Source organism: Staphylococcus caeli (assembly GCF_900097965.1).
In the GTDB taxonomy this organism is placed as follows: Bacteria; Bacillota; Bacilli; order Staphylococcales; family Staphylococcaceae; genus Staphylococcus; species Staphylococcus caeli.
The window spans coordinates 184887-202996 of the sequence record NZ_FMPG01000004.1 but is presented as its reverse complement, the minus strand read 5'-3'; the positions used below and the strand labels follow the sequence as shown (position 1 = coordinate 202996).

Genomic DNA, 18110 nt, shown 5'->3' with positions numbered 1-18110 from the left:
GAGATAGATGAGTATGGCAACTGCTATATATATAACAATTTTGTTTTAATGTCTCAATAGTTTTATTTTTAAATGGGGGGTTAATTCTTGTTTAGCAAAAAGAACCTGAAATGGTTATCCGTATTAGCGACGATAATTATGACATTTGTTCAATTGGGCGGTGCTTTGGTAACAAAGACTGGCTCAGAGGACGGTTGTGGTTCAGATTGGCCACTTTGTCACGGTGCATTCTTACCTCAGAATCTACCGATACAAACTATTATTGAGCTAAGTCATAGAGCAGTTTCTGGTTTATCATTAATCGTAGTTCTATGGTTAGTCATCGTTGCTTGGAAACACATTGGTTATATTAAAGAAGTGAAACCATTGTGCTGTATTAGTGTTGGTTTCTTATTAATTCAGGCATTAGTTGGTGCTGCAGCCGTTATGTGGCAACAAAATGCATATGTTTTAGCATTACATTTTGGAATTTCTCTAATTTCATTCTCCTCAGTTTTTGTACTTACTTTAATCATTTTTGATGTTGACCGTAAATATGAAGCTGACGAATTATTTATTAGAAAACCATTAAGAGTTTATACTTGGATAATGGCTATAATAGTCTATCTAACAATTTATACTGGCGCATTAGTTAGACATAAAGAAGCAAGTTTGGCATATGGTCAATGGCCATTACCATTCCATGACCTTGTTCCTCATAACGTACAAGACTGGGTAAACTTTACGCATAGAGGGATGGCATTTATTGCCTTTATTTGGATTATGATCACATTTATTCACGCTATTAATAATTATCAAGATAATCGTACCATTCGTTATGGCTATACTGCCGCATTTATTTTAGTTATATTGCAAGTAACTACTGGAGCATTATCTATTATTACAGAAGTAAATTTATTTATAGCGTTATTACACGCTTTATTTATCACACTGCTCTTCGGTTTAATCGCCTACTTTATCATTTTGATGTTACGTACAATACGAAGTGGTGGATAATTAAATTTCATATTTTACTCATTTATAAATGTGTTGTCACAATTAAGATGTAAAGCCATTGTGCTTTGTTTATCTTGATTAAAGTCAACGCATTTTTATTTTGAACGTAAAGGGCGCACACAGTTTTTAAACTGCATGCGCCCTTTTATTTACACTTTATGTACTGAACCCCAAAAGTTGTACTTTGGTTTAGTATATTATTTCAAAGGTTTGTTTCCTGAATTCCTTAGGAGACAAGCCTTTTAATTTTGTTTTAATTCTTTCATTATTATAAAAAGTTATATGTTCTTGAATAGCTTCTACTAGTTGTTGAATATTATCAAAACTTTCTCCATAAAACATTTCTTGTTTCAATAGTCCAAAAAAGTTTTCCATAACTGAATTATCAAGACAATTACCTTTTCTTGACATACTTTGAAAAACATTATTTTCTTTTAAAATACTAACGTATTTTTTGTTTTGATAATGCCAACCTTGGTCTGAATGTATAGTTAGTCGATAATTGACATTGGGACGCATATTTAAAAAGTCTTTTAATGGATTAAGTACTATATCTAGTGTGGGACGGCTTGAAATACCATAGCTTAGTATTTCTGAACTATATAAATCCATGAATACGGATAAATATAATTTTTGACCATTGTTCAACTTAAATTCTGTGATATCAGTAACTACTTTTTGATAAGGACGATTCGTATTAAAACGACGTTTTAATAAATTATTTGCGACCTTACCTACTTTTCCTTTGAAAGACTTATATTTACGTCCTCTATGTGTAAATTTTGTACATGTAAGTTTTAGTGACTTCATTAATTTCCTTACTTTTTTATGATTTACTTTATACCCTTCATTTAACAAGGCTTGAGTAACTCTTCGATAACCATAAGTATATTTACATTTTTCGCATATAGTTTTAATAGCTTCTATCACTTCATCATCTTTATTAGGTCGCTTAAAACGATCGAGCCAATAGTAATAAACAGATTTCGCTATTTCTGATATTTTAAATAGGTGATTTAGCTCAAATTTTAATGTTTCATGTAATTCTTGTATAATTTTTACTTTCTCGGATGTTTTGTTTCGTAGCGTTGAGTCAAGGCTTGTAACTTTTTTTGATAAGCAATACCTGCTTTCAACATTTCATTTTCAGTTCTTAGTCTTTCTAACTCCTCGCGTTCACTATCATTTAATGATTGATTATTAGATTTTTGTTTTGATTGTTTTCTTTTCATTTTAGAAGGACGTCCTCTCTGTTTATTATCTAAACCGAGAACGCCTTCTTCATCAAATGTACGCTGCCAATTAGCTATCATCGAAGGGTTTGAAATGTTGAAATGATTCGCTGTTTCTCGATAAGATAATCTATTCTCATACCTAAATTTTAAAACAGATACTTTAAAAACTCTAGTATACGATTGATATTGTGATTTTTTATCTAATCCTTCTCGTCCAAACTCTAAATATTGATTGACCCATCTTTGAACGATAGACTTATTTGGTATTTTATATTTTTCTGTTAAGCGTTTGTACCCTAAGCTACCTTCTAAATATTCTTGGACTACCTTTAATTTAAATTCAAATTTATAATGTTTACCCATAAAAAATACACCCCTAAAAGTTAGATTTTTAGTCCAACTTTTGGGGTGCACTTCATTATCATTAATCTACGGGTTCTTTTTCAATTTCAATCAATAAATCTCCCGTTTCAATGGCTTCACCATTTTGAACTGTTACTTTCTTAACCACACCATCAAACGGTGCTTGGATCGTCGTTTCCATCTTCATAGCTTCAGTAATCAATAATGCTTGACCACTTACCACTGTCTCACCTTCTGATATTTTCACCTCAGTTACGGAGCCTGGCATCTGCGCACCAATATGATTTGGATTTAACTTATCTGCTTTTGGTTTCACGCTTTCGTTCGCTTTAACATTTTCATCTTGAATATAAATACGTCTTGCTTGACCATTCATATCATAGAAAATTGTGCGAACACCTTTTTCATCCGGTTCGGTAATCGTTTTAAGTGTGATAATCAGACGTTTTCCTGTATCAATTTCAATTTCTACAGTTTCATTTGGACGCATACCAAAGAAGAACGTCGGTGTATCTAGCAATGATACATTGCCAAATTGTTCTTGTGTGACAATAAATTGCTCATAAACTTTAGGATATAGCACGTAACTAATAATATCCTGTTCTGTGACAACACTTTTTTGTTTATCTTCTAATTCTTGTCGTACCGCTTCAAAATCAACAGGTTCTAAATGTTCACCTGGACGATCTGATATTGCCTTTTGTCCTTTAAGAATTACTTTTTGTAATGCTTTATTAAAGCCATTAACTGGTTGTCCGATGTCACCTTTAAAGAACGACACAACAGATTCTGGAAAATCTAATTTATAGCCATCATTCATAACCGTTTCTTCATCTAGGTCATTTTGAACCATATAAAGTGCCATATCTCCAACAACTTTTGAAGACGGTGTTACTTTTACAATATCACCAAACAGGAAATTCACGCGTTTATACATTTCTTTCACTTCATTAAATCTATTACCCAATCCTAAACTTTTGGCTTGTTGGCTTAAATTAGAATATTGTCCACCTGGCATTTCATGTTTATATATCTCTGTATTCGGAGACTTAATATCACTTTCAAAATCACTATAATATTGTCTCACTGTTCCCCAATAATGAGATAATTCTTCCATACCATCCACGTCTGCACGCATATTTCTATCAAAACCATTTAAAGCATAGTACAGTGAATTACCACTCGGTTGACTCGTTAACCCACTCATAGAAGCCACAGCCGTATCTATTACATCCACGCCCGCATCTATTGCCTGTTTGTATACAAGTAAGCCATTACCACTCGTGTCATGTGTGTGTAAATGAATAGGTAAATCTACTGCTGATTTCAATTCACCAATCAATTCATTAGCAGCTTTCGGTTTTAATAAACCAGCCATATCTTTTATAGCTAGGATATGGAACCCTTCACGTTCTAATGTTTTAGCCATTTTCACATAATATTCTAATGTATATATTTCTGAACGATTTGGATTTAAAATATCACCAGTATAACAAATTGTACCTTCAGATATTTTACCAGCTTTTTGTACTGCTTCATTTGCAATTTTCATTTGATCTATCCAATTTAATGAGTCAAAGATTCTAAACACATCAATTCCAGCATCCGCACTTTCTTGAACAAATTTTTGGATTACATTATCAGGATAATTTTTATAACCTACTGCATTTGACGCACGTAACAACATTTGGAATAAGATATTTGGAATTGCTTTTCTTAGACGTTCTAAACGTTGCCAAGGATTTTCTTTCAAGAAGTTATATGCAACATCAAATGTTGCGCCACCCCACATTTCGAGGGAGAAACTATCTTTCATCACTTGTGCAGTCTTAGAAGCAATATTCATCATATCCTTCGTTCTTACACGCGTAGCAAGTAAAGATTGATGTGCGTCTCTGAATGTTGTGTCAGTGATTAACACGTCATCTTGTTGTTTTAACCATTCAGCAACAGCTTTGGGCCCTTTAGCATCTAATAATTGTTTCGTACCTTGTAACTGTGCAATTTCTTTGTTTGAAACTTGTGGTATCGGCGAAGTTTCATAAATTGGTTTAGGGCGCTTTTCTACATTAGGAAAACCATTTATTGTCACGTTCCCAATATATTCTAATGTTTTTGTACCTCTATCTAGAGTTGGTGCAATATCAAATAATTCAGGTGTTTTTTCAATAAATTTAGTTGTGTAATCTCCAGTTTTAAATTGTGGATGTCTCATCACGTTAATTAAAAATGGAATATTGGTTTTAACACCACGGATTCTCATTTCTTGTAATGAACGATCCATTTTTTCATTTGCTTGTTTAAATGATAATGCATGTGTAGATAACTTAACCAATAACGAATCGTAATATGGTGAGATTTCAGCACCTTGGAATCCATCACCAGCATCTAATCTGACACCAAATCCACCACTAGAGCGATAGGCAATAATACGACCTGTATCAGGCATGAAATCATTCGTTGGATCTTCGGTCGTAATTCTACATTGAATCGCATATCCTAATGTTTGGATATCTTGTTGTTGAGGCATACTTATTTCATCATCGAATAAACGTTCACCATCAGCAACAAGTATTTGTGTCTTCACTATGTCAACGCCTGTCACCATTTCCGTTATGGTATGTTCTACTTGTACACGAGGGTTAACTTCAATAAAGTAAAATTCTTCCCCTGAAACTAAAAATTCAACTGTACCGGCATTAACATATTGAATATTCTCCATCAATTGTATCGCAGCATCACAAATACGTTCTCTTAAGTCATCAGATAATGCAACTGATGGTGCAACTTCTACGACTTTTTGGTGACGTCTTTGTACAGAACAATCACGCTCATATAGATGCACAATATTACCATGCTCATCACCCATTACTTGTACTTCTATATGCTTTGGATTATCAATGTACTTTTCAATATAAACTTCACTGTTACCAAATGATTTCTCTGCTTCTGATTTAGCACGATGGAAGGCATCTTCAAGTTCTTCTTCTGAGCGTACAATACGCATGCCTTTGCCTCCGCCACCACTTGTCGCTTTTATCATCAATGGATATCCTGCTTCATTAGCAAATGCAACAGCATCTTGCTGATTGTCAATCGGACCATCTGTACCAGGGATAACTGTCAAATTAGCATTAATCGCAGTTGTTCTCGCTTTTACTTTATCACCAAACATATCTAAATGTTCTACACGCGGTCCGATAAATTTTATACCTTCTTCATGACATCTTCGAGCAAATGTTTCATTTTCACTTAAAAACCCATACCCTGGATGTATCGCATCTGCACCAGCACGCTTTGCGACATCAATTATGCTTTCAATATCTAAATAAGATTCTGCTGGACCAAGATCCTCTCCAACTAAATAGGATTCATCTGCTTTATATCTATGTAAAGAGCCTTTATCTTCGTTTGAGTATATAGCAACTGTTTTAACATCTAATTCTGTGGCTGCTCTAAAAATTCTAATTGCAATTTCACCACGATTGGCTACCAAAAGCTTGTTTATTTGTTTCACATCATGGTCCCCCTTAAATTTTTGAATTTTCTAAAAAATTGAATATAAACTTTATTATAGCAAAATACGAACAATCTATACAGCAATAAATAATTATGATGAAAGTTAAATGTTCATCTAAAATCAATTGCAATTCAACTTACAAATAAAATCAATTTATAATAGAAACCTAATAAAAGCCTTATATCATCAGGTTAGAATGAAATTATATCATGTTTCATTCATAATAAAAAGTTATTATAATCGATAATTTTTTATTATCACTACAGTGATTTATTAAAACTTTTTCAAAATTTAAATGAGACCATATAAAAATAAGCAAACGTTTTCAACACATTAATGTTGAAACGTTTGCCTTTTCGTTTATCGTAGAATGATTACTATCTTTTCGCAATTCTAACTTTTGAATTTTGTTTTTCCGCTTGTTTTTTTCTATAAGCTTCAATTCTAATTTGCTTACCAGTTATTAATAATAAACCTAATGCAATACTCAAACTTATCATCGAAGAACCACCAAAACTAATAAATGGTAATGGTACCCCCGTTAATGGAATTGTACCTGAAATACCACCTAGGTTTACAAATGTTTGACTACCTATATAACTTGCTACACCAACACAAACTAATTTATAGAAATATGAATTAGTTTTATTAGCTAATTCAAATGCTCTAAAGACGATGAAGAAGAGCAAGCAAATAACTACAAGGCCACCGAGTAAACCAAGTTCTTCACAGATAATTGAAAAAATAAAATCTGTATGTGGTTCAGGTAGGTAACCCAATTTCATAATACTGTTACCTAATCCTCTACCAAATAATCCACCATTACCTATTGCAATTAGTGAGTTTGAAATATGGTAACCTGTGCCAGATTCTTGACTAAAAGGGTTCGTCAACGTACTAAATCTAGCCGTTAAATAATCCGGTACCAACCCTAAAAGCAAGAATAATGAAGCAATAATAATCACTGCAACAACTATGATTGCACCAAATTTAATTGATTTTTCCACACCTATACCGGCATAGAAAATAATTGAAAAGAAGATAATCATGATTAATAGCGTTTGTCCTACATCTCGCTGTAATAATACAAGCCCAATACAGAACCCTGCCAATATAATTGGTGAAGTAAGTAACTTAGGTTGTTTAAACACTTTTGGTCTTTTCTTCTCAATCATATATGGTAGATATAGGATTATACCAATTTTCAATAATTCTGATGCTTGCAGATTCATAAATCCGAGATTAATCCAACTCTTAGATCCATTAATATTACTACCAATTGCTAATGTCGCTACTAGTAGTATGACAATCCCCATCATCATCCATTTTTGAAAACGTGTTGTTTCTAAAAATTTCACATTCATGAAAAACGCCATAAAAAAGACGATACATAGACTCATTATGACGTACATTAATTGTCTCGTATAAAAATATGTACCAGCAACTGATATGCCACCTGTCAATGTACCCTTTGTAGCAGCAACCATACTCGCACTATATACCATAACCAATCCAATTAGACATAATAATAAATATGTAACTACTAACGGATAATCGATATACTTTGCATTCTTACTAATATATCGAAAAAATTGTTTTATGTTATTCATTTGACATATCATCCAATTCTAATTTTTAATATTCTATTTATAAATATGTTCAATATTTTGATCCTCAATTTTTTATCATTTCGGAATAACACATTGATTTATAAAATGATTTGCGCTTTAAACATTATATCAAACATTGTAACAATTTCTCGAGCAAATATAACACTATTATTTATTATTTTGATTTCTAATGTTTTAGATGCTAGATGACACAACAAAAGCGGCTAAGATTCAATCCATAATCGATTGACTTCTTAGCCACTTTTAAAATACTTATGTAGTTTGATTAATCACCATATAAGTCGTATCTATTGTTAATATTGGTATTTATCATTTAAACAGTAAAGTAAATCAATTGCAACCAATTAAACATTTACAAATGCTTCATGTAATTTAGAAAGTTCTTTTTCTAAGCGTAACATTAAGTCTTTGCCCACTTCACTCTCAACTAAACCTAGTTGAACTGCAAAGTCTACTTCTTTTTGTAATCCAAACATTTGCGTATCAAGAACTTCTTCATACAATGGGCATTGAGGTAATGTAAGATTATCCATTTGAACTTTAATAAGTTGGAGAATCCTATCAGCATCTTTATTCAACTGGTCATATGCCGCATTATTAATATTCTGAGATTTTACCAAGACATACTCCCCCTATCAATTGTAACTTTATATCAAGAGTGTATCTTACTAAATCGCAAAAAGCAAGCGAATTCAAGAATATACGTACAGCCTTTATTTGTGATAAAATTATAATAACGACAACTTATATTACTACGATTTATAATGAAAATATGTTAATCAAGCCATTGAATAAAGGGTTTTCATTATTTTATACCAATATTTATCTATAGTTTTAAATTAGATGATATAAATAAAAATGTATTTTATTCACAAAAAAGTCATTTTTAACTTTTTGAAAATGGTTATGATTCATAGCAATTATTAATATAAGTAAGAAACCAATAGGAGTGGGAATATGATTCAAATTAAAGGCGCAGTTAAATTTCCAATAACGTTAGACAGTACAACTTGGATTTTTGATGATAGAAAAGTTCAAATTGAAGATTTAGAACAAGGTGTTTTTGACGGTACAAAACCAATCAATTTTGATGATAATCGTGAATGGAATAGAGCTATTTTAGAAGGGCAAACAAATCCCCCTACATTAAATTCCGAAATTAAATATAAAAAAAGAGCTGTTTTAGAACAATCATTTGTGATCAATGTATCTCCATTTTTCAAAAATGCAGAACCACAGGATGATGCAACTACAATTCGCTTATATAATGATAAAGCATCTATTGAAGTTCCAATTGATTTGCTGCCTTATCTCTTTTTCCAATTCGCTAGAGACGGTAAAAAACTTTATGACGACTATGCTGTTGATAGTTTCGTTTATATTCCAGAAGAAGGTTATTCATATCAATTTGAATATATCACTGGTATCGAGGTGATTTAATATGAAAAAAGTGCAATGTATCATTTGTGATACAGAAGTCTTTATAGATGAAAACACAGTAATAGCAAAACGATTAAGAAATGATCCTATGCATACGTTCATGTGTGATGAATGTAAGAGTAGACTAGATACGCCAAAACAGCGTCATCAAGATACAACATATAATCACCGTTGATGTGAAGCCAAAACACAATTTTATTTAATCGTCTCGTACTTCAAACTTAAAAAAGCGCTCATCCATTTTGTTGTGGATGAGCGCTTTTAATTCATACAATTACTATTTATTCTTCTTCTTGCATTAGTTGTTTAATACGTTTCGCTTCTTTTTCACGCGCATTTTTCTCTAATACTGTTTTTCTAATACGGATATTTTCAGGCGTTGCTTCTACAAGCTCATCATCATTGATAAATTGTAAAGCTTCTTCTAACGTCATCACTCTAGGACGTTTCATCGTTACTGTTTGGTCTTTATTAGCTGAACGTACGTTTGTTTGGTTTTTCTCTTTTGTAACGTTGACTGTTAAGTCATTTTCACGGTTATGTTCACCAACAACCATACCTTCATATACTTCTGTACCTGGTTCCATGAAGTTTGTACCACGGTCCTCTAAGCCCATGATTGCATATGAACTTGCTTTACCTTGGTCTAACGATACTAATGCACCATTTCTTCTACCACCGATGCGTCCTTTAACACGAGGTCTAAACTCTTCGAATGTATGGTTGATAATACCATAACCACGTGTTTGTGACATAAATTCAGTAGTGTAACCAATTAAACCACGTGCTGGTACCATGAAGATAATACGTGTTAAACCATTATCTGTAGTAACCATATCAACCATTTCACCTTTACGTTGGCCTAGTGATTCAATAACAGCACCCGTATACTCTTGAGGCACCTCACATTGTACACGTTCAAATGGTTCACATTTTACGCCATCAATTTCTCTTAAAATAACCTGAGGTTTAGAAACTTGTAATTCGAAGCCTTCACGTCTCATGTTTTCAATTAGAATTGATAAATGTAGTTCACCACGACCTGCAACAATCCATTTATCTGGAGATTCAGTTTGTGTAACTTTTAATGACACATCTGTTTCTAATTGTTGATCAAGACGTTCTTGAATTTGACGAGAAGTAACATAATCACCTTCGCGGCCTGCAAATGGTGAATTATTCACTCTGAAAGTCATTTCTAATGTTGGTTCATCAATTCTTAATACTGGTAACGCTTCTTGGTTATCTGTTGGCGTTACTGTTTCACCAACGTTAATGTCTTCCATTCCTGATACAGCAATTAGATCACCAGCGTATGCTTCATTAACTTCTTCACGTTTTAAACCAAAGAAACCAAAGATTTTTGTTACGCGGAAGTTTTTAATAGTACCATCTAATTTAATGAGTGATACGTTATCGCCTACACGCATTGTTCCTCTAAACACACGACCTACACCTATACGTCCTAAATAGTCACTATAATCTAATAATGCTGTTTGAAATTGTAATGGCTCGTCTCTATTATCTACTGGAGCAGGAACGTAATCTATAATTGTTTCATATAGTGATTGCATATTTTCATCTTGTTTTTCTGGGTCTAAACTAGCAGTACCATTAACTGCAGATGCGTATACAACTGGGAAATCTAGTTGTTCATCATTAGCTTCTAACTCGATGAATAAGTCTAATACTTCGTCAACTACACCTTCTGGTCTCGCTTCTGGTTTGTCAATTTTATTTACTACAACAACTGGTTTTAAGTTTTGTTCCAATGCTTTTTTCAATACAAAACGTGTTTGAGGCATTGTACCTTCATAAGCATCTACAACTAATACAACACCATCAACCATTTTCATGATACGTTCAACTTCTCCACCGAAGTCGGCGTGTCCTGGTGTATCTAATATATTAATACGATTATCTTTGTAATTAACTGCAGTATTTTTCGCAAGGATTGTGATACCACGTTCTCTTTCAATATCATTTGAATCCATAGCTCTTTCATCTACATGCTCATTCTCACGGAAAATTCCTGATTGTTTCAATAGCTCATCTACAAGTGTTGTTTTACCATGGTCAACGTGAGCGATGATAGCTATATTACGAACATCTTCTCTAAATTTAGTCATTTTATATAATTTCCTTTCTCGAGTAAATTCCCACTTTTCTTTGCAACTTTTTTATTATATCATATAATTGGTTAAAAAAACTATAAAGGTGTGGTAGGCATGCAACAAAAAAAATCAAAAGCAATATTCTGGGTACTCGCTGTTGTTGCAATAGTATTTTTACTATTATTTAGCTTCAGTTTAGCTGCTACAAATGTTCCATTCATGATTTTAACATTTATATTATTCATTGCAACATTTGGTTGCGGTTTCACGTTAAAAAAGAAATATCGTGAAAATGACTGGCTATAATAAAATGAATTTTAATATATAATACAAACAGCATCATTGTCCTAATAATTAGGATGATGATGCTGTTTTTCTTGCAGTTAAAATAAGTAGTTCTGCCAGAAATAAGTTATTTTTTCAGCCGATTTTGTAATAACCGTACTGTTTCAATATGTTTTTCAAAATGATTTTCTATTAGTTCAGCATGTAATTTCTGATTTGCCATTACTATAGGACTAGGTTCATAAATAGAAAGCGACTCACCTAATAAATTTGTACCTCTTCCACCAACTTCACTCAAAATAATCAACCCGCCGGCAAAATCCCATGGTTGCAACCTTGGCGTAATATATCCACCCAGTTTACCTGTCGCTACATGTACAATTTCTAACGCTGCTGAGCCATATGCACGCGCACTCCTCGCTTCATCTACAATTGGTTTAAACATGTCGCCTAAACGAGGTTTGGTTAACCAGTTTGGATTAATACCAATAATGCTTGTTTTTAAAGGTGTATCTTTAATTTCTGGTAACCGAGTACCGTTTTCAAATGCACCTTCTCCTACTTTAGCATGATACAATACATCATTCATTACATCGTATACAAAGCCCGCATATGGTTCTCCATTATGATAAATGCCGATAGAAATCGCAAAATTCTCTTGTTGATGCACAAAGTTTAATGTCCCATCAATCGGATCAATCACCCATACTACACCATGTTCATCTTTTAAATCATGGCCGTGCCCCTCCTCACCAATTACAAAATGATTTGGATAAGTTTTTTTTATGTTATCAAATAAATATTTTTCAGTAGATTTATCAACATTTGTCACTAGATCATTAGGATTTGATTTTGTTTCAATTTCTATATCTTGTTTCATTATTTTTTTTACATTGATTCCCGCTTCTAATATAAGTCCTTTGGCAAATTCGTAAACAGTCATTGTATCAGCTCCTTATTCAATGTTCATTATACATGAATTGATACACAAAAAGATATTCGTCAACATTTATTTACCACAACATTTATCATTTTTTAAAATTACTTAAAATTCTCACCTTAATTAACTTATCATTTTCACACCAAACAAAATGACAATAAACACTTACCAGCATTCCTTGAATTATCCAAACAAAGCAAATGTTTAACGTATTAGATTATGCTACAATATTTAAAAAGGACTGACATAGGAGGATTCAATGACAAAATATACATTCAAACCTAAAGATTTCAAAGCATTCACTGTTGATGGATTAGATGCCAGAATGGAAGCGTTAAATGAACGTGTGCGACCACAACTCAATGCTTTAGGCGATTATTTTGCCCAATACTTAGAAACTGCTACTGGTGAGGTATTCTATCCTCACGTTGCGAAACACGCACGCAGAAGCGTTAATCCACCAAAAGATACTTGGGTGGCATTTGCTACCAACAATCGTGGCTATAAAATGCAACCCCACTTCCAAATCGGACTATTCGAAGATCAATTATTTGTCATGTATGGTGTGATGCACGAAGATAAAAATAAAGCACAGCAAGTTAAAGTATTCGAAGAAAATGTTGAAACATTAAAACAATTACCAAATGATTTCAGCATCAGTCAAGACCACATGAGCCAAGTTAAAACATATATTCATGACATGACAGACGATGACTTAGCCAAAGCATTTAAACGCGTAAAAGAAGTCAAAAAAGGCGAATTTTTTGTAGCACGTACCTTAACGCCCGGCGCTGATCAACTTAAAACCGATAAAGCATTTTTAAATTATTTGGAAGATACTTTTGAGTACTTAATAAAATTCTATAAATAGTCGTGACTTATGGGGCAGTATTTCTTTATTCAATAAAGATTGCTGTTCCATTTTTCAATTTATATCCAATCATACAAATTAAAACAACAATCAAACACATTTATTCACTCTCAAAAATACAATCCATAATATTCTGAAACGATAATTTTAAAATGTAAATTTAATTTAGATATATATTTAGTGTTCCAATATTAATTTTTAGGTTGACCTAACAAAAGTTTTGGGGTAATCTATAGAATGTTAATAAATCAATATGGAGGTGGGGGTATTGTCTAAACAAATTCAAACCCATAATAAAAGTTTAGATGAAATCAATAATACGGTTTCAATTAATACACAAGGTAAATTTAGCCAAAAATTATTTTCCTATCTGGGACCTGGTTTATTAGTCGCAGTTGGCTACATGGATCCTGGAAATTGGATCACTTCAATGCAAGGCGGTGCCCAATTTGGATACATTTTGCTATTCGTAATTTTACTTTCAAGTCTGTCAGCAATGTTATTACAAAGTATGACAGTGAGGTTAGGAATAGCAACAGGTATGGATTTAGCACAAGCCACAAGGCATTATTTAAGTAAACCAATCGCATTTATTTTTTGGATTATTGCCGAACTTGCAATTATTGCAACAGATATTGCTGAAGTTATAGGTAGTGCAATTGCACTAGATTTATTATTTGGGATTCCATTACTCATAGGTGCGCTTATTACAGTATTTGACGTATTCTTACTGTTATTTATCATGCGTTTTGGTTTTAGAAAAATTGAAGCTATTGTAGGTACTTTGATCTTCACTGTACTTGTAATTTTTATATTCGAAGTGTTTGTTGCTTCGCCTCATGTTACTGATGTGTTAAATGGATTTGTTCCAAGCAAGACTATAATTACAGATAACGGTGCACTATTTATAGCATTAGGCATTATTGGTGCAACGATAATGCCACATAATTTATACTTACATTCTTCTATCGTTCAATCACGTATGTACGATCGTAACAGCACGTCATCTAAAGCTCATGCAATCAAATATGCAACGATGGATTCCAATATTCAATTATCTATCGCTTTTGTCGTAAACTGTTTATTATTGGTTTTAGGTGCAGCACTCTTTTTTGGTGTAAATACAGAGCAACTCGGTGGATTCTATGATTTATATCAAGCATTAAAATCACAACCACTGCTCGGTGCTTCTATGGGTGCGATTATGAGTACATTATTTGCGATTGCATTACTTGCATCAGGTCAGAATTCAACTATTACTGGTACTATGGCAGGTCAAATCGTAATGGAAGGATTTATAAATTTAAAAATACCCAACTGGTTACGTCGATTAATTACACGTTTAATTGCAATATTACCAATTATTATTTGCTTGATAATTTTTAACGGTAATGAAGCAAAAATGGAACAATTATTAGTTTTCTCACAAGTATTTTTAAGTTTAGCCTTACCGTTTTCATTGATACCATTGCAATTATCTACAAATGATAAAGATCTTATGGGGCAGTTTAAAAATAGAACATGGGTCAACATCATTTCATGGTTCCTAATTATAATTTTGAGTATTTTAAATATCTACTTAATCGTACAAACATTCCAAGAATTATAAAAATAAAAACCGATTGCTACTCACTATATGCGGTGTAGCAATCGGTTTTCTTCATATTAAGATTTATCACTATTTTGCTGTTCAGTCTCTTTTGATTGTGCTTTGGTTTCTTCTGATTGTGCTTCATGAGAAGTCATTTTTTTTCGTTCTTCAAAATTTTGTCTACGTTGATTTACTGCACTTGGTTGTTGTTTACGTCTTTCTTTTTCACGTTGTCTTCGTTCTTTTTTCTCTTGTTTAATACGTGCTTTTTCTTCAGCTTTTTCTTGTTTTAATCTGGCTGCTTCTTCAGCTTCAGCTTGTTGACGTCGTTTCTTATCTTCAGCATCTTGTTGTTGTTGATTGTAATCCGCTTCAGAATAACCCTGCTCATCATAAACATTACTCACGTTACCAAACTCATCATTGGTACTTTGTGATTCATCTTGTTGCTTTTGTTTATAATTATATTTTGCTTGTCTGGAGAGTACTTGAGGTTCTTCCTCCGAAGCATGATTATCTCCATTTACTTTTTCAGCAACCTCTGAAGTATATCCACCTCTTCTAAGTTGATTATCATGAGAAACTTGTTGTTCAGTGCCAGAAGATTGTTCTCTTTCATAATATTGAGGTGATGGTTGTGATGGTTGTTCATAATCAGCATAACGCCCTTGATACCCCTCGTTATAGTACATAGGTACCGTTTCAATTTTATCTTTACGTGCAAACATCATGATTGCTACGATGAAGAATAGAATTGGAATGATTAATGGAACAAATAATAATACCAACGGCAATGTAACGACTGTCGCAATTAAAAATAAAAAGCCAGATAAAATTCTAATATTCATTGAAATCAATGCTAAGAATGATAACAGTAAGCATACGATGAAGTATACAATAACTGCCCATACCCCATTCTGTAACCAAATCACGAATTGTGTCGTATTTAAACTGTTGCTTGCTAATATTTGTTGAACGAAGTCATTACCGTTCAAAGTCGTTTCTAAATTTTGTATAGATGTCTCACTACTAAATGATACTAGTGCAATAAACATCGTAATAACGGTTAGTAATAATAAAAATACCCAACTTAACCAACCTAATACTTTTTCTGCTAGTCGACTCACTGGACGCCTAACTTGAGTATATTGCTCTCCTGACATGTCTTTACAACTCCTTATATTGCTTGTCAAACTATTATATCGAATAAATGTCAAAATAACTACTAACTCTGTCTTATTTCAAGGACATTTTAAAGTTTAAAAATCTTTCATTATATTCGCCTAAAGTTTCTTTTCCTAAATCTTTATATACTTCTAATCGTTCTTGTTCTTTTTGAGATGGGTAAAAACGTTTGTCATTTTTCACTTCATCAGGCAGTTTCTCACGTGCTGCTTTATTTGGTGTTGCATACCCTACCCATTCAGTATTTTGCTTACTATTTTGTTCATCTAATAAGAAATTTATAAATTTATAGGCGCCATCTTTATTTTGCGCAGTTTTTGGAATAACCATATTGTCGAACCATAAATTTGATCCCTCTTTGGGTACAACATAATCAAAATCATCATTCTCTTGTACGAGTGGCGCTGCAACGCCGCTCCAAACAACAGCAATATTTGCCTCATGTTGTTCTAGCATCATAGTGATTTCATCACCAACAACACCTTTTACATTTGGGCTTAATTGATTTAAGTCTTTTTCTGCTTTATCTAAATGTTGTTTGTTTACATCATTTAAACTGTAACCTAATTTATTCAATGCTAAACCTATAATTTCTCTTGCACCATCAACCAGTAATACGTCATTTTCATACTTTTTACTAAAGAGTTGTTGCCAAGAATCAAATTTATCGTTTGGATATGCCTTTTTATTATATAAAATGCCGACAGTGCCAAAAAAGTAGGGTATTGAATACTTGTTATCACGATCATAAGACATATTCATATAATCTTGATCTAAATTTTTCATATTCGGAATTTTCTCATGATTCAATGGCAATAACAACTGTTCACGTTTTAATTTTTGTACCGTATATTCACTTGGAAAAGCAACATCGTAGTTAGTACCACCATTACGAATCTTTGCTTCCATCGCCTCGTTTGAATCAAAAGTTTCATAAACTACCTCAATGCCGGTTTCTTTTTGAAATTTTTTGATAAGACTCGGATCAATATATTCTCCCCAATTATAAACATATATCTTTTCACCATTTGCAGAATGATCTTTCGAAACAAATTTTTGGCTAATTAGTAAACAAATGATACCAACAACAATTGAAATTATTATTAGTTGTAAAAATCGCTTCATTATTGTCGCACCCCTCGTCTACTTTGTTTATTCTGTTTTATCAAGTACTGAATCAAGTAATATCCGAGTATGCCTAGCATAATAACAACAAATAATATTGTAGAAATAGCATTGATTTCCATACTTATTCCTTTTCTCGCCATTGCATATACTTCAACAGATAACACGCTAAATCCATTACCAGTAACAAAGAAACTTACTGTAAAGTCATCAAGTGAATATGTAAGGGCCATAAAAAAGCCACCGATCACTGCCGGCATTAAATGAGGCAACATGACTTTATTTAAAACTTGTAGTTCCGTTGCACCTAAATCACGTGCAGCATTCAATGTATGATCATTCATTTCATACAATTTAGGTAATACAATGATGACAACAATAGGAATACAAAACGCGATATGTGAAATCAAAACTGTAAAGAAGCCTAATCCTAACCCAGTAATATGTCCAATTGCTGTGAACATAATTAAAAATGATGCACCGATAACGACATCCGAAGACACCATCAATACATTATTTAATGTTAGTAATGACACCTTAAGTTTTTTATTTCTTAAATGATACAAACCGATAGCACCCATTGTTCCAATCACTGTCGCAAACGCTGCGGCTAAAAGCGCAACAGCTATCGTATTAAAAATGACAGACATCAGTCGTTCATTATTAAATAATGATTGGTAATGCTCAAGTGTAAACCCTTCAAAGTGAACCATATTACCTGCAGAATTAAATGAATAAATCATTAAAAAGAGAATTGGGATGTATAGAACTGCAATTAATATGCCAATATATAATTTACCGTACCACTTCATCC

16 protein-coding genes are annotated in these 18110 nt (G+C 32.7%); 6 read left to right on the top strand and 10 right to left on the bottom strand.

Annotated elements, in window-relative coordinates; genetic code table 11:
* Positions 1 to 87: 87 nt before the first annotated feature.
* On the top strand, positions 88 to 996 hold the full coding sequence (locus BJS11_RS07035; RefSeq protein ID WP_069994757.1) for a COX15/CtaA family protein: 909 nt from the start codon (positions 88 to 90) through the stop codon (positions 994 to 996).
* Positions 997 to 1185: 189 nt separating this feature from the next.
* On the opposite strand, the gene BJS11_RS07030 is transcribed toward BJS11_RS07035, so the two are convergent.
* From BJS11_RS07030 to BJS11_RS07010, 5 genes are all read right to left on the bottom strand, one after another.
* Positions 1186 to 2049: an IS3 family transposase gene (locus tag BJS11_RS07030; RefSeq protein ID WP_245167090.1), complete on the bottom strand. Its 864-nt coding sequence runs from the start codon at positions 2047 to 2049 to the stop codon at positions 1186 to 1188.
* 5 nt (positions 2050 to 2054) lie between these two features.
* Positions 2055 to 2594 (bottom strand): helix-turn-helix domain-containing protein, encoded by a 540-nt coding sequence (locus BJS11_RS07025; RefSeq protein ID WP_069994761.1) that lies wholly within the window; start codon positions 2592 to 2594, stop codon positions 2055 to 2057.
* A 61-nt stretch (positions 2595 to 2655) separates the two neighbouring features.
* Positions 2656 to 6111, bottom strand: coding sequence for a pyruvate carboxylase (locus BJS11_RS07020; protein ID WP_069994763.1), 3456 nt, complete (start codon positions 6109 to 6111; stop codon positions 2656 to 2658).
* Between the two features lie 380 nt (positions 6112 to 6491).
* Positions 6492 to 7724, bottom strand: coding sequence for a cell division peptidoglycan polymerase FtsW (gene ftsW / locus BJS11_RS07015; protein ID WP_069994765.1), 1233 nt, complete (start codon positions 7722 to 7724; stop codon positions 6492 to 6494).
* 365 nt (positions 7725 to 8089) lie between these two features.
* A complete protein-coding gene (locus BJS11_RS07010; protein WP_069994767.1) occupies positions 8090 to 8365 on the bottom strand; it encodes an Fpa/YlaN family protein in 276 nt (91 codons plus the stop codon).
* Between the two features lie 337 nt (positions 8366 to 8702).
* Here BJS11_RS07010 and BJS11_RS07005 point away from each other — a divergent pair, with 337 nt between their 5' ends.
* On the top strand, positions 8703 to 9185 hold the full coding sequence (locus tag BJS11_RS07005; protein WP_069994770.1) for a hypothetical protein: 483 nt from the start codon (positions 8703 to 8705) through the stop codon (positions 9183 to 9185).
* A gap of 1 nt (position 9186) precedes the next feature.
* Positions 9187 to 9360 carry a DUF2197 domain-containing protein gene (locus tag BJS11_RS13295; protein ID WP_081333061.1) on the top strand — a complete coding sequence of 58 codons (174 nt, stop codon included), beginning with the start codon at positions 9187 to 9189 and terminating at the stop codon, positions 9358 to 9360.
* Positions 9361 to 9466: 106 nt separating this feature from the next.
* On the opposite strand, the gene typA is transcribed toward BJS11_RS13295, so the two are convergent.
* Positions 9467 to 11314, bottom strand: coding sequence for a translational GTPase TypA (gene typA / locus BJS11_RS07000; RefSeq protein ID WP_069994772.1), 1848 nt, complete (start codon positions 11312 to 11314; stop codon positions 9467 to 9469).
* Between the two features lie 99 nt (positions 11315 to 11413).
* On the opposite strand from typA, the gene BJS11_RS06995 reads away from it, so the two are divergent.
* A complete protein-coding gene (locus BJS11_RS06995) occupies positions 11414 to 11605 on the top strand; it encodes a DUF5325 family protein (RefSeq protein WP_069994774.1) in 192 nt (63 codons plus the stop codon).
* Positions 11606 to 11711: 106 nt separating this feature from the next.
* Here the strand turns inward: BJS11_RS06995 and BJS11_RS06990 are convergent, their stop codons facing one another.
* Entirely contained in the window at positions 11712 to 12527 is an 816-nt protein-coding gene (locus tag BJS11_RS06990; RefSeq protein WP_069994776.1) for an inositol monophosphatase family protein, read from the bottom strand.
* A gap of 256 nt (positions 12528 to 12783) precedes the next feature.
* Here BJS11_RS06990 and BJS11_RS06985 point away from each other — a divergent pair, with 256 nt between their 5' ends.
* Together BJS11_RS06985 and BJS11_RS06980 are read left to right on the top strand one after the other, a co-directional pair.
* Positions 12784 to 13395 carry a YktB family protein gene (locus tag BJS11_RS06985; protein WP_069994784.1) on the top strand — a complete coding sequence of 204 codons (612 nt, stop codon included), beginning with the start codon at positions 12784 to 12786 and terminating at the stop codon, positions 13393 to 13395.
* 253 nt (positions 13396 to 13648) lie between these two features.
* Positions 13649 to 15004, top strand: a complete 1356-nt coding sequence (locus BJS11_RS06980) for an Nramp family divalent metal transporter (RefSeq protein ID WP_081333063.1) — start codon at positions 13649 to 13651, stop codon at positions 15002 to 15004.
* A gap of 56 nt (positions 15005 to 15060) precedes the next feature.
* Here the strand turns inward: BJS11_RS06980 and auxB are convergent, their stop codons facing one another.
* From auxB to BJS11_RS06965, 3 genes are all read right to left on the bottom strand, one after another.
* Positions 15061 to 16149 carry a lipoteichoic acid stability factor AuxB gene (gene auxB / locus BJS11_RS06975; protein ID WP_069994788.1) on the bottom strand — a complete coding sequence of 363 codons (1089 nt, stop codon included), beginning with the start codon at positions 16147 to 16149 and terminating at the stop codon, positions 15061 to 15063.
* A 73-nt stretch (positions 16150 to 16222) separates the two neighbouring features.
* Complete coding sequence (locus BJS11_RS06970) at positions 16223 to 17296, bottom strand: ABC transporter substrate-binding protein (RefSeq protein WP_069994790.1); 1074 nt, start codon at positions 17294 to 17296, stop codon at positions 16223 to 16225.
* Positions 17296 to 18108 (bottom strand): ABC transporter permease, encoded by an 813-nt coding sequence (locus BJS11_RS06965; RefSeq protein WP_069994791.1) that lies wholly within the window; start codon positions 18106 to 18108, stop codon positions 17296 to 17298. The genes BJS11_RS06970 and BJS11_RS06965 overlap by 1 nt, the downstream gene beginning before the upstream one ends.
* Between the last annotated feature and the right edge of the window lie 2 nt (positions 18109 to 18110).